We start from the raw sequence: 12933 nt of genomic DNA, 5'->3' as shown, positions 1-12933 counted from the left end.
TATGATGATTTAGACATAAAAAACCTCCTAAGTAGATTTTGGTTATTTGCCTTGTCTACTTAAGAGGTATCATATCAGCAATTCAGGTGGTTCTTTTTTTGCGCACAAAATTATCTCTTATTTAGCAAAAAAGGCTGAAAAGATACAATTTCTTCAGATTTTGTATCTTTTCAGCCTTTTATTTTGATTTAGAGATAATTTTGTGTGCAGACGAACTCATCCGCCACCAAAAGATCCCAGCTTTATAACTCTACACTGCAAATTACTCCGTAGGAAGCTTAGCCTTCTCGAATATCTCAACAACCTTGTCGTCAGGCTTCTTTGTGAGAAGTGATACGACGATAGCTGTAATGAACGCTGCTGCAAATCCAGGAACGATCTCATAAAGTCCTGTTGGTGTTGCAAGGAACTTGTACCAGAGCATGTCAACAGCAAATCCGACTATGATAGAAGCAAGTGCTCCATTGTAATTCAGTCGCTTCCAGTACAGTGACAGAACGATGACCGGTCCAAATGCCGATCCGAATGCGCCCCATGCATTTGACACGAGTGCCATGATACCCTCGCAGTCTGGATTCATCGCTATGGCAAGTGCCACAACTGAGATGATGATGACCACAATTCTTCCTGCCCAGAGCATCTCCTTGTCGGATGCACTCTTTCTGAATATAGGCTTGTACACATCAGACGAAAATGCTGATGATGAAGCAAGGAGCTGTGAATCAGCTGTACTCATGGACGCTGCAAGGATAGCTGAGAGAAGTATACCAGCTACAAGCGCAGGGAACACGCCTCTTACAAGTCTGATGAATACCTGTGAGTTATCTGTAAGTCCACCGCCAAGATACTTAAGGCCGACCATACCAACTACGGATGCCATAACGAGGATGATTCCCGTCCAGCAAGTACCGACTATTCTGGACTTCTTCATCTCCTTCTCTGACTTGATCGAAATATATCTTATAAGAATATGTGGCATACCCATATATCCAAGTCCCCATGCAAGTCCTGATATGATATTGATCACACTGGTCTTGTCAAATGAACCACTTATAAGGGCATTGTAATAATTGTCTGGAATGACAACATCAGGTGCTATAAAGCCAGCGCCCTGCATGGTGATGACCGCAATGATAGGTGCGATCATGAGAGCTGCAAGCATCAGAAGTCCCTGGAAGAAATCCGTCCAGCACACTGCATTAAAACCACCAAGGAATGTGTACACGATGATGATGACTGCAGCGCCGATCATGGCTGTATTCCTATCGATGCCCATAACAGTGTTGAACAGAGTACCGCAGGCCGATATACTTGACGCAGCGTATATACAATATGCAACCACAAATATAACTGCACATATTATGAGAAGCAGCTTATTGTCTGACTGAAAACGATTTGTCAAATACTGAGGTATAGTGATCGAATCGTTGTACGCTATCGAGAATCTTCTGAGTCTCGGTGCTATGAATATCCAGGCACATGCTGTTCCGATGAACAGACCAACTGATATCCACATGTTGCTGAGTCCTGTCGCATAGAATGCTCCGGGCAGTCCCATGAGAACCCACGCACTCATATCAGATGCTCCGGCGCTGAGTGCAGCCACCAGACCATTCATATCTCTTCCTCCAAGAAAATAATCCTTCTCGCCGGCATTCCCCTTGGATTTGAAGAAGAAATAAATTCCTACACCGATTACCAGGACAAAATACGCTATAAACGCAATCATCTCGTAAACATTCATTAGTTAATCCACCTTCCATAATAATTATAATTTATCTGCTCCGCACCAACTTTACCACTGCAGTGCAGTATCTCACTGTCAGCGCACATAACAAAGCAAATTCTACACGGAAACATACCAAAATGCAAGGTTTTTCAGCATTTGGCGATTTTATCTGTTTTGCCAGTTTCCCGGCGGCAGGCCTCACAGCTGATGTCTGCCGCCGCAAGTCTCCCAAGATTCCTGCCTGCCCCCCGCCTGACTCCTGCCTGATCACTGCCTGATAAAACAGCCGGCTCACAGCGGCATGCCCGGTCTCGATCCCGGAAAGCTCGCCATTAAGCCGGCTGTTTTATTCTCTCTATAGTCTTCCGCTCTCAAACATTTCAGTCCTGTGATTCGTCTGACTACTCAATCTTACCGATTAGAATCCGATATGTCTGTTATCTGTGATTCTCTTTGCCTTGCCCTCTGAACGTGGAATGGTCTTAGGTGGAACCAGTTCAACCTTTGCGCTGATAAGCAGTGTCTGCTTGATATCTGTCTTGATGCGGGATGCAATAGCCGCAAGCTTTGCAGCATCGCCCATATCCACATCTTCCTTGAGCTCTACCTGAACTGTCAGCTTATCCTGTGAATTCACACGATCAACCACGATCATATAATGAGCTGAAGCCTCCTCCACGCCGAGAAGGACTGACTCTATCTGACTAGGGAATACATTTACACCACGGATTACAAGCATGTCGTCTGTACGGCCTGTGATACGGCTCATCTTGACTGTTGTTCTTCCACATGCACATGTGCCGTGTGTAAGTGTACATATATCGTGTGTCCTGTATCTGATCATAGGTGTACCTGTCTTGGTAAGGGTTGTAAACACAAGCTCTCCAGGAACTCCGTCTGGAAGCGGCTCCTCTGTGACCGGATCAATGATCTCTGCAAGAACATGATCCTCGTTGATGTGCATTCCGTTCTTCTCAAAGCACTCAAATGCAACACCAGGTCCACCGATCTCTGTTAGTCCATATATATCAAATGCATCGAAGTCAAGAAGCTCCTCAAGGTGCTGTCTCATCTCCTCTGTCCAAGGTTCTGCTCCGAAGTAGCCTGACTTGATCTTCAGTTCTGATGGATCGATGCCCATCTCCCTGATGGTCTCTGCGAGGTATGTAGCATATGAAGGTGTACAGCAAAGCATGGTTGCGCCGAGCTCTTTCATCATCATGATCTGTCTCTGTGTGTTGCCTGATGACATCGGAACTACCATGGCACCAACCTTAGTCGCGCCCTGATGTGCTCCAAGTCCACCTGTGAACAATCCATAACCATAAGCTATCTGGATGACATCATCCTCTCCGCCACCAGCGCACTTGATAGCTCTGGCTACCATCTCCGTCCACACATCTATATCGTTCTGGGTGTAGCCAGCTACAACAGGCTTACCTGTGGTTCCTGATGAACCCTGGATTCTGATGATGTCCTTCCTGTCTGCTGCAAACAGTCCAAATGGGAAGTTATCCCTGAGATCTGTCTTCTGCATAAATGGCAGCTTGACAATATCGTCTATGCTGTTTATATCCTCCGGCTTTACTCCCGCCTCGTCCATTCTGGCTCTGTATGCCGGTACATTTGCATATTCAAGTTCTACTGTCTTTCTAAGTCTCTCCCCCTGAAGCTTTCTTCTCTCCTCAGGATCCATACACTCCATCTCTTTATTATAGATGTAATGAATCTTCTTCTGTCTCATAACTTCACTGTCCTCCATAAGATAACTCAAATCAGCATTTGTGCAACCTGCTGATTTTGTATGACACTTTAGCGCGCCAAACAACTAAATTGTACATACATATGTGGGCTGTGTCAAGGAAAAGCCATCAATCGCAGTACATTTTCCGTATATTTTTGAAAGAGCTTCGAATATTTGCGGTCAAATGGCATATTTGCCTGATAGATTACTCTTGCATTCCGGGTTTTCAGGTCGTATATTATTATCTGACAACAAAAAGAGGACGCGGGAGCTTGTAGTACAGGCTGAGAGGAAGGTGTGACCTTCGACCGGAAACCTGATTTGGATAATGCCAACGTAGGGAAGCCTGATAGCAGACGTTTGTTAAAGTGCAGACTTTATTGGGGTTACCAGATCGGTAACTCTTTTTTTGTGCAGATAAAAGACTTTGGAGGAAAGGGCTATGGTAACAGTGAACGGAAAAGATCTCGACGTTGCCGGGCAGAATCTGGCGGCATTTCTTGAAGAATCCGGCTACAAACCGGTGCGCATAGTTGTTGAGATCAACGAGGAGATCATACCGAGAGAGACATACGCAGACATTACATTTAACGACGGCGACTGTGTGGAGGTCGTGAGTTTCATGGGAGGAGGAGCATTATAATGAAAGAAGACAAGCTGATAATCGGAGGACATGAATTCAATTCAAGATTTATTCTGGGTTCAGGAAAGTATTCCATGAAGCTGATCGAATCAGCCATAAAAGACGCAGGAGCAGAGATCATCACTCTGGCCGTCCGCCGTGCAAATACAAAGGAAGAGGAAAATATTCTCGATTTCATCCCGGAGGGAGTTACTCTCCTGCCAAATACAAGCGGCGCAAGGAACGCCGAGGAGGCCGTGCGCATAGCAAGGCTTGCGAGGGCTCTGGGCTGTGGAGACTTCGTCAAGGTGGAGATCATGCGCGACAGCAAATATCTCCTTCCCGACAACCAGGAAACGATAAAGGCAACCGAGACACTGGCAAATGAAGGATTTGTGGTACTGCCTTACATGTACCCGGACCTGAATGCCGCCCGTGATCTGGTAAATGCAGGAGCCGCAGCGGTCATGCCACTGGCATCACCTATAGGTTCCAACAAAGGACTAGCTACCAAAGACTTCATCCAGATCCTCATCGACGAGATCGAACTTCCGATCATAGTTGACGCCGGTATCGGAAGGCCATCCCAGGCATGTGAAGCCATGGAGATGGGCGCTGCCGCCATCATGGCAAACACTGCTCTCGCCACAGCCGGAAATCTGCCACTCATGGCATCGGCATTCAAGGACGCGATAAATTCAGGCCGAAAGGCTTATCTGGCAGGTCTTGGAAGAGTTCTCACCAGAGGGGCATCCGCTTCAGATCCACTGACCGGATTCCTGCATGACTAAGGGGGTGCACTCAGATGGAAAACCACTTTCTGATAGACTCGGAATATCTTTCGCCGGAAGCGCTGGAGATCAAGCACCGGCTGGAGACAGATCCATCGTCAAGGAAAAGCCATATGGAATACCTTCCGGGCATGGAGGTTATTGAATCTGACATCCGCAGCAAGGTCATGGAGCACATGAACAGCTACGACTACAGCAGTTACACAGGCAGAGACGTCATGGCTGCCCTTGAACACGAGACGTGCAGCATAGAGGACTTCAAGGCTCTGCTCTCCCCCGCCGCCGAACCATTTCTTGAGATGATGGCGCAGCGCGCAAGCCGCGAAACAAGCAGGCACTTCGGCAACACGGTCTACATGTTCACGCCGCTCTACATAGCCAACTACTGTGAGAACTACTGCGTATACTGCGGCTTCAACTGCTACAATCACATCAACAGAATGAAACTCTCAGCAGAGCAGATCGAGAAGGAAATGAAGGTCATCGCCGACAGCGGCATGGAAGAGATCCTTATACTGACCGGCGAGAGCCGCAGCCAGAGTGACGTAACGTATATCGGCGAGGCATGCAAGCTTGCAAGGAAATACTTCCGCATGGTAGGCCTTGAAATATATCCGGTGAACACCGATGAGTACCGCTACCTCCATGAGTGCGGTGCGGACTATGTGACAGTGTTCCAGGAGACCTACGACGCAGACAAATACGAGACCCTTCACCTGATGGGTCACAAGAGAGTATGGCCATACCGTTTCGACTCGCAGGAGCGCGCCCTCATGGGCGGAATGCGGGGCGTTGCATTCTCAGCACTGTTAGGGCTCTCCGACTTCCGCAAGGATGCACTGGCAACAGCCCTTCACGCGTATTTTCTCCAGAGGAAATACCCACACGCAGAGATGTCACTCTCCTGTCCAAGACTGAGACCGATCATCAACAACGATCAGATCAACCCCCTGGACGTGCACGAGAAGCAGCTCTGCCAGATACTGTGCGCATACAGGATATTCCTGCCATTTGCCGGAATAACGGTATCTTCAAGAGAGAGTGCAGACTTCAGGAACGGCATAGTGAAGATCGCAGCGACCAAGGTATCGGCGGGCGTGTCAACCGGAATCGGCGATCACGAGAGCAAGTACAGCGGCAAGACTTCCTGCAGTGAGCAGGGCGACGAGCAGTTCGAGATCAACGACAACAGAAGTCTTGAGCATATGTATTCAGACATAGAGGGCGAGGGGCTGCAGCCCGTACTCAATGACTATCTGTATGTGTAACAATTTTAGAAAGGACTTTGAAATGTATACATTTGATCCTACTTTATATTTTATAACGGACAGCACAGGGTTGTCCGAGGAGGAATTTCTGTACAGAGTGGAGTGTGCTCTGGACGGCGGTGCGACACTCATGCAGCTTAGAGAAAAGGAAAGAACTACCCGTGAGTACATACATCTTGCGGACAAGGTGCACTCAATTGCGCGCCGCTACAACGTGCCACTCATCATAGATGACCGGGTAGATGTGGCTCTGGCGGCGGACTCCGAGGGTGTCCATGTGGGACAGACCGACATGCCTGTCTCCATTGCCAGAAAACTCATGGGGTCCGACCGCATCGTGGGTGCAACCACCAAGACTGTTCCTCAGGCCGTGGAGGCGTATGAACAGGGAGCTGATTATCTGGGAGTTGGAGCCATCTACCCAACCACCACCAAGGTCAAGACAGTGCTCACATCCACGGATACACTGAGAGACATTTGCAAGGCAGTTCCCATCCCGGTAAATGCCATCGGAGGACTCAATCCGACCAACCTGGATGTCCTCTCGGGCATACCTATCGCCGGCATCTGTGTGGTGTCCGCCATAATGAAAGCTGACAATCCAAAGGATGCTGCCAGCCGTCTATTGGCATTATCCAGGCAGTTACAGTCAAAAATCTCTCTCAAATAAGCAAAAATTGCAAAAATACGCAACTTATTTTCATTTTAATGAAAAGAAAGGTTGCAATTAAATGATTTTGCAATTACAATCAATACAAAGTGTAACTATTTTTTTGTATGAGGTGGTTTTAATGGAAAACGTATTAAACAGCATATATTCCAACAGTATTATGGTTCAGGATCAAAGTAATGATACCGCAAAGGAAGCAGCAGTTGAGGCTGTACATGCAAGAGTCGTTGCAAAGCCGAACTTCATCAGAGGTTCCGTGGAGCTGCTCGTACTCTATCTGCTCAGCCAGAAAGATTATTACGGCTACGAGCTGTCACAGCTCATGGACTCACTGTCAGACGGCGTGATAAAGATTCCTATCGGTTCTCTCTATCCTGCACTGTACAAATTGATTGAATACGGTTTCATCTCCGATCACAAAGAGCAGGTTGGAAAGAGAATGACCAGAGTATATTATCATCTGGAGCAGCCTGGATTCCAGCGTATGCATATTCTTATAACTGAGTATACAAAGGTTCACAAGGCTATTTCATCCATACTTGACTATACTCCAGAGCCTGAGAAGAAATAATTTCTTTCAGATTAAAAATACCGTTGTCCATATTTTTTATGAACAACGGTATTTTTTTATTTTACTATTCTGTACTTCTTTGAAACTGTACCCTTATACCTTCCGGAAAACTTTATCTTCACCGTATATGTTCCGGCTTTCTTTCTCGCCTTAGGATATGTCACCTTGTAGTATTTTGATGATATTATCTTACCATTGCTGTCCTTCACAGTCACCTTAGGTGTCTTTGTCTTACCATCATACTTATATCTCGTCTGTGATAATGTAACACTCTTTATCTTCTTGACAACGATATACTTCTTCTGGCCGCATTTTCTGCATGTATGTAACACCTTGCCATCGCTTCTGGTAGTTGCTGTTTTTACTACCTTGCCGGAATATACATGCGCACATTTTCCTGTTACTGTTACCGTATATGATGCTGAACGTGATCCAACAGTGGCTGTGATCTTCACAGTTCCCTTTCTGAGACCTGTTACCACTCCTGTAGGTGACACCTTTGCAATAGCGGAATTCGATGTTTTCCACTTAGCTCCCGCAAGCACCTTATACGATGTACTTCCATACTGTCCAAGGACTGCCTTGAGTGTGAGAGTTACCTTCTGTCCCTCCTGCACGCTCTTATTTCCGGTCATCTTAACCGATGTGATATTGTCCTTCTGCACCTCCACCGTAACATCGCTCTCACCAGTGGACTTAGCCATAGTCTCAGCCTGACTGCCGCTTCCCATGAACTGGGCTGCAGTCGTATTCGGATAAGATGCATTCTTATTTATAAATGTACCAACACCCACATACCTGTTTGCAGGATTTATCATGGATGTGTAATGTCCGGTCACCGCTCCAGGAGTTCCCTTCACATAGGCATCCTTCTCGCTGTACCACTGCTCAATGCCCATGAGCATGCTCTCTGACCAGTTCCACGCAAGCACCTCGGAAGTCGGCCAGCCATTTCCCGGATATTTGAAATCAAATACAGACTTTCCGTTAAGTCTTGAGTGATACATTGTAACACTCGCCTCCGCAGCTCTGATCCTTGCTATCTTCTCAAGTCCTGCCGACCACTTGATCGGCACATAGTCGTCAAGCGTCAATTTCCGTCCATCAATCTTAACGCCCTGCTTACATGCTTCATAACGGATCTGATTGATCCTCTTCACTGCAGCCGAAGCCTCCGACACATACTTGCCCTTCATTGCTATAAACACGCAATTGGCAGATGGTTTTGTCACATCCGCAGGTATTGTCGCCGCTTCAGCACTTGTTCCTCCCGGCACGATCACTGACAATCCAACCGCAACTGCGATCGCCAGAGCCATTATCCGGTGTAACAACTTCTTCTTTTGTACTCCCATAGTTTAAATTTGTCCTCCTCTTATAATATGTATCAGCCTGTTGATTTCATTATAACTCACTATGTGATTTATTGCATGCCTATTTGCTAAACAATACAGTATATCGCATTAATCTATGTACTCAGGCATTATGTTTTCGCCTATAACACAATCCAACATTGTTTTCAATTTACCAAGTTCTTTATTTGAGTTACTCTTTATAAACTGATTTACTACCTCTAATGCCATTGGTATTTTATCTAATTCAAGAACCTCTTCTTCATAATCATCAATAATAATGTCGCATTTTTTGTTGATTTCAGCATTTGGGAACTAAATATGAGGTTTTGATTTTGACTGTCCTTAAGTGCACCCATCCCCAAAATTTTGCTATGGAACTGTCTTTATAAAAACTTTCGCTATTGCCTATTACTTCGTAAGGGCAAGTCGAAAGTTTTTGGTAAAGACAGTTAGTCTTTCATAACAAATTTTCTTGTTACAAAAAGTGCGTTTATATCGGTCAATTGGAACTTAATATGAAGTTTTGCCTTCTGGTACCATTTTCTAATCAATTACTGTGTGATAGATTTTCTTTCAACGTAAAAATTTTCAAAATTAATTTCAAAATTCCAATCGTTTCTTCCAAATGAATCCCTAGTCAAATCATTTATTCCTTGTGCTACTACCATGATATGACCAGCACAATTTTTCAACGAAACAAATATATAACCTTTTGGACAATTTATCTCTGATAAAAAGTCTGCATTATCATCATATATTAAAAGTGACCTTATTTCATTAAACTCCTTTATAATTATTAATTTTCTTTTCTCTTCTTCATAATCAGCTGATATTATTGCACCATTGATTACAGAAATATCCTTATTCCTATAATTAAGATGATTTCCTAAACTCCTATACGAAAATACTAAATTTCCCTCTTCATTATATGCACTAAATCCACTATCTGATGTTTCATATTTTTCCTTAATCATTAGCATACCTTTTCCATGCTTAAATGCATATAAGGTATATTCGTTATAAATCGAGATGGTTTTGCCTCCCACATCCCATTCCACCATTTTATCATTTTTATTAACACGCACATCCATTTTTCATACTCTTTTCGCTAATCTACCCAATATTCATCAACAATATGGACATAATCTTCTCGTTTTATATCACTTCCTAAATTCGAAAACAAATCAACTTCACGGATTCAGGTCTTTACTATGAAATTGGGTGGGATTTTGGTATTTCATCCCTCAATCTTATTCCTCACCAAGTAAGAACTGCAGCGCATTAATTCTCCTGATACCATCGTAATCAGCATCAGGGTCTTCATCCAGTGTTATGATATACTTTGGATAATGGTCTGTAATTTTCTGCAATGGTCTTAGCTCTCTTAAAAGTGTTGATTCCTCTCTGACCGTAGCAGCCACCTGATAGTAAATAATTCCCTTACTGTTCATGGCAACAAAATCCACTTCCTCTGATTCCACCTTGCCGACATAGACCTTATATCCTCGTCTAATAAGCTCAAGATAGATTATATTTTCCAGAATATGACCAGTGTCTGCATTTCTAGAACCAAGTAACATATAACGAAGTCCAATGTCAACCACATAATATTTATCAAGAGTTTTCAAATAATTCTTACCCTTCACATCGTATCGTTTTGCCTGATAAACTACAAATGATTCTTCCAGCGCTGTAATGTATTTCTCAACAGTTTTTACATCCACTTTTCTTCCGTCAGATGTCATAGTGTCACTGATTTTCTTTGTCGATGTAAGATTACCAATATTATCAAACATAAATCGTATCACACTTTCAAGCATCATCACATCGGTAATCTTCTTTCTTGAAATAATGTCCTTTAACATCACAGTGCTATAGATACTCTCAAGATACTGATTAATTACTTCTTCCTTCTCATCCAACATCATAGCATATGGAAATGAACTGAATTTCAAATATTTCTGATACTTTAGCGAAAGTTCTTTTTCATCTCCCGTTGCCTTCACATATTCTTTAAAGGAAAGGGGCAACATCTTGACCTCCACATATCTTCCGGAAAGAAATGTTGCAATCTCAGAAGATAGCATATAGGCATTCGAGCCTGTCAGATACAAATCTACATTTGGCTTTAAATTCAAACTGTCCACAACCTTTGGAAAATCTTCCACATTCTGTATTTCATCAAAGAACACATAGTGCATATCATCATCTACAAGCCTATCCTTGATGTATTTATATAATTCTCTTGGCTGCTTCAAATCTTCATAATCATAGTCTTCAAAATTAATAGCAATGATATGGTCTGCTTGTACCCCAGATTCTTTCAGATAGCCCTGAAATATCTGCATAAGCGTGGATTTGCCACATCGTCTGATACCTGTTACAATCTTTATAATGTCTTTATCTTTAAATTCCTTCAAAGTTTGAAGATACTCGTCTCTAAGTATTATCTTATTCATATAATCCTCCTGTTTTGCGAAACAAAATCCGAGTCCTATGATGAGGAGAGGATTTACCTTCTTTCTTATGAATCTATTTTCGATGACTAATTTATTTTTTATTTGCTGTATTCATTATATCCAAAAACTTGTTTATTTTCAATAGTTATTGGATTTCATTCCAAAAACTATTCTTTTATTGTTTTTTCTTGGATACCATTATTATATTCAATATTTCCAGATACAATTCCAGAAAACGTAAGCGATGTATAATCGCACGGTTTGTCGCCACCAACATTTCATTAGATAATCACTTCAGGAGTGAGTATCTCTCCGAATCAGCTGTATTTGTAGTTGGAGCCGTTTGCTCTAACTGTGATTGATTCCGGTTGAATTCACTCTGAATAACCTTTAGGAGTGAATTACTATGAGTTCAAAAAGACTGCACTACTCTGATTTCGCTTTAACCTATGAATTCCTCTACGGAATTCTGACTCGATTCATAGTAATCGGTCACCGAAAAGTTTTGCCTTCGGCAATGGTTATGGAGGTAGTTGGATTTATTAGATTTTACTTCTAAGGAAGTCTTAAAGTATAACCATAATTAAATATAAACAATCACAATGCCTGTCTCCGATGATTTATTATCATAATATGAAAATATTTTTCCCCATGCATAATCATATTCTATTCCTGTAATACTTTCATTACTTGGAATTCCTAATTCATTTTTCAAAAAATCATTATTATGTTTTCTTAATTCTTTCAGAATATTATCATTCATTGTTTGATAATTCATTTTGTACTTCTCTTCAGCATTACTTAATTCAACTTTTGATATTATCTTATTATCACAAAAAATAGTAGTCCAGAACTTTTCTTTATTTAATTCCATTGGCTCCTTGGATATATATACTTTTCCAGTATTAAATTTTATTACATTGAATTCATCTGCATTTAATATATCAATACTCGTCTTTGGTTCAATAATATATCTTCCCAATTTAATTTTCCCATTTTTCATAGCATTTCTCCTACTTAATTTCATTCATCATACCGAAATATTCCTCTAGTGATATTTTAGTATTTGTTAAACTAATCGTTTGATTATCTAATTTTTCCAGTACTCCATTAGCACAATTAAAATCAAAATTAGGGTCAAATCTTTGCGTTAATCCTCCTTGACCAAATTGCGGATTATTCAAAGCGACTCCATCTGCCACATTTAGTTCTCCATGAACTTTGTAAGGAGTTAACTTACTTCTGTATTCTGCATAAGCCATTCCTTTTTCATAATATGGTTTTACTTGCAATCCTCCAAAGACCTTTTGAGCATCATTGCCTATAGTCTGCGCTACTTCTGATGTTGTAGAATACCCCGTTGGGAATGGTTCGCCCATATAGATTATATCACCATCATGTAATGTTATATTCGTATAGGCATCCACACCAGTATAGGGATAACTACCTTGCCAAGCGGACGCTACTTCTGATGGATTACAACTTTCCCAACACACATTTTCTTTCCCATATGTATCCCTATAATAATTATACCAATCCATTCCTGTAACATCGTCTATTGTTGTACTTCCACCCTCACAAGTAATACTTCTTTCAGACTCCACCCGTCCTTTGCTAGTAGACATACCCCTATTCTTTCCATCTGCTTTTGACGATGACTTTCCACCCTCAAAAACTGACCGCAAAACAAATGATGTTATTGCACACTCTGCCCAGGTCTTGGC

The 12933-nt window shown here is 42.5% G+C and carries 12 protein-coding genes and 1 riboswitch; of the genes, 5 read left to right on the top strand and 7 right to left on the bottom strand.

Annotation, left to right across the window (positions count from 1 at the left end; translation table 11 throughout):
* Positions 1-262: 262 nt before the first annotated feature.
* Both putP and GT575_RS14715 read right to left on the bottom strand, forming a co-directional pair.
* Positions 263-1744, bottom strand: coding sequence for a sodium/proline symporter PutP (gene putP, locus GT575_RS14720; RefSeq protein ID WP_015533312.1), 1482 nt, complete (start codon positions 1742-1744; stop codon positions 263-265).
* 403 nt (positions 1745-2147) lie between these two features.
* On the bottom strand, positions 2148-3473 hold the full coding sequence (locus GT575_RS14715) for a phenylacetate--CoA ligase family protein (protein ID WP_015533313.1): 1326 nt from the start codon (positions 3471-3473) through the stop codon (positions 2148-2150).
* Positions 3474-3727: 254 nt separating this feature from the next.
* Positions 3728-3833: riboswitch (TPP riboswitch) on the top strand.
* 82 nt (positions 3834-3915) lie between these two features.
* On the opposite strand from GT575_RS14715, the gene thiS reads away from it, so the two are divergent.
* The 5 genes from thiS to GT575_RS14690 all read left to right on the top strand — a co-directional run bounded on the left by thiS (position 3916) and on the right by GT575_RS14690 (position 7395).
* Complete coding sequence (gene thiS / locus GT575_RS14710; RefSeq protein WP_015533314.1) at positions 3916-4116, top strand: sulfur carrier protein ThiS; 201 nt, start codon at positions 3916-3918, stop codon at positions 4114-4116.
* Positions 4116-4886, top strand: coding sequence for a thiazole synthase (locus tag GT575_RS14705; protein ID WP_161172293.1), 771 nt, complete (start codon positions 4116-4118; stop codon positions 4884-4886). Before thiS ends, GT575_RS14705 begins: the two co-directional genes overlap by 1 nt.
* Positions 4887-4900: 14 nt before the next feature.
* Complete coding sequence (thiH, locus tag GT575_RS14700; protein ID WP_055143820.1) at positions 4901-6154, top strand: 2-iminoacetate synthase ThiH; 1254 nt, start codon at positions 4901-4903, stop codon at positions 6152-6154.
* 22 nt (positions 6155-6176) lie between these two features.
* On the top strand, positions 6177-6824 hold the full coding sequence (gene thiE, locus GT575_RS14695) for a thiamine phosphate synthase (protein WP_015533317.1): 648 nt from the start codon (positions 6177-6179) through the stop codon (positions 6822-6824).
* A 121-nt stretch (positions 6825-6945) separates the two neighbouring features.
* Positions 6946-7395, top strand: a complete 450-nt coding sequence (locus tag GT575_RS14690; RefSeq protein WP_015533318.1) for a PadR family transcriptional regulator — start codon at positions 6946-6948, stop codon at positions 7393-7395.
* Positions 7396-7451: 56 nt separating this feature from the next.
* On the opposite strand, the gene GT575_RS14685 is transcribed toward GT575_RS14690, so the two are convergent.
* The 5 genes from GT575_RS14685 to GT575_RS14665 all read right to left on the bottom strand — a co-directional run.
* Positions 7452-8750 (bottom strand): CAP domain-containing protein, encoded by a 1299-nt coding sequence (locus GT575_RS14685; protein WP_055223663.1) that lies wholly within the window; start codon positions 8748-8750, stop codon positions 7452-7454.
* A gap of 551 nt (positions 8751-9301) precedes the next feature.
* Positions 9302-9841: a hypothetical protein gene (locus GT575_RS14680; protein ID WP_015533320.1), complete on the bottom strand. Its 540-nt coding sequence runs from the start codon at positions 9839-9841 to the stop codon at positions 9302-9304.
* 159 nt (positions 9842-10000) lie between these two features.
* Positions 10001-11209, bottom strand: a complete 1209-nt coding sequence (locus GT575_RS14675) for an ATP-binding protein (protein ID WP_015533321.1) — start codon at positions 11207-11209, stop codon at positions 10001-10003.
* A 583-nt stretch (positions 11210-11792) separates the two neighbouring features.
* Positions 11793-12212, bottom strand: coding sequence for a hypothetical protein (locus GT575_RS14670; protein WP_055223661.1), 420 nt, complete (start codon positions 12210-12212; stop codon positions 11793-11795).
* A gap of 10 nt (positions 12213-12222) precedes the next feature.
* Positions 12223-12933: hypothetical protein (locus tag GT575_RS14665; protein WP_204987955.1), on the bottom strand; the 711-nt coding region annotated here is incomplete at its 5' end.

This window comes from Coprococcus sp. BIOML-A2 (assembly GCF_009875795.1).
GTDB lineage: Bacteria > Bacillota > Clostridia > Lachnospirales > Lachnospiraceae > Coprococcus > Coprococcus aceti.
This window is presented reverse-complemented; position numbering and strand designations above follow the sequence as displayed.

Bases quoted from the DNA above. Each gene is read 5' to 3' on its own strand.
- GT575_RS14690 (WP_015533318.1), top strand. From the start codon at position 6,946: ATGGAAAACGTATTAAACAGCATATATTCCAACAGTATTATGGTTCAG.
- thiH (WP_055143820.1), top strand. From the start codon at position 4,901: ATGGAAAACCACTTTCTGATAGACTCGGAATATCTTTCGCCGGAAGCG.
- GT575_RS14715 (WP_015533313.1), bottom strand. From the start codon at position 3,473: ATGAGACAGAAGAAGATTCATTACATCTATAATAAAGAGATGGAGTGT.
- GT575_RS14670 (WP_055223661.1), bottom strand. From the start codon at position 12,212: ATGAAAAATGGGAAAATTAAATTGGGAAGATATATTATTGAACCAAAG.
- GT575_RS14705 (WP_161172293.1), top strand. From the start codon at position 4,116: ATGAAAGAAGACAAGCTGATAATCGGAGGACATGAATTCAATTCAAGA.
- GT575_RS14675 (WP_015533321.1), bottom strand. From the start codon at position 11,209: ATGAATAAGATAATACTTAGAGACGAGTATCTTCAAACTTTGAAGGAA.
- GT575_RS14680 (WP_015533320.1), bottom strand. From the start codon at position 9,841: ATGGATGTGCGTGTTAATAAAAATGATAAAATGGTGGAATGGGATGTG.
- thiS (WP_015533314.1), top strand. From the start codon at position 3,916: ATGGTAACAGTGAACGGAAAAGATCTCGACGTTGCCGGGCAGAATCTG.
- thiE (WP_015533317.1), top strand. From the start codon at position 6,177: ATGTATACATTTGATCCTACTTTATATTTTATAACGGACAGCACAGGG.
- GT575_RS14685 (WP_055223663.1), bottom strand. From the start codon at position 8,750: ATGGGAGTACAAAAGAAGAAGTTGTTACACCGGATAATGGCTCTGGCG.
- putP (WP_015533312.1), bottom strand. From the start codon at position 1,744: ATGAATGTTTACGAGATGATTGCGTTTATAGCGTATTTTGTCCTGGTA.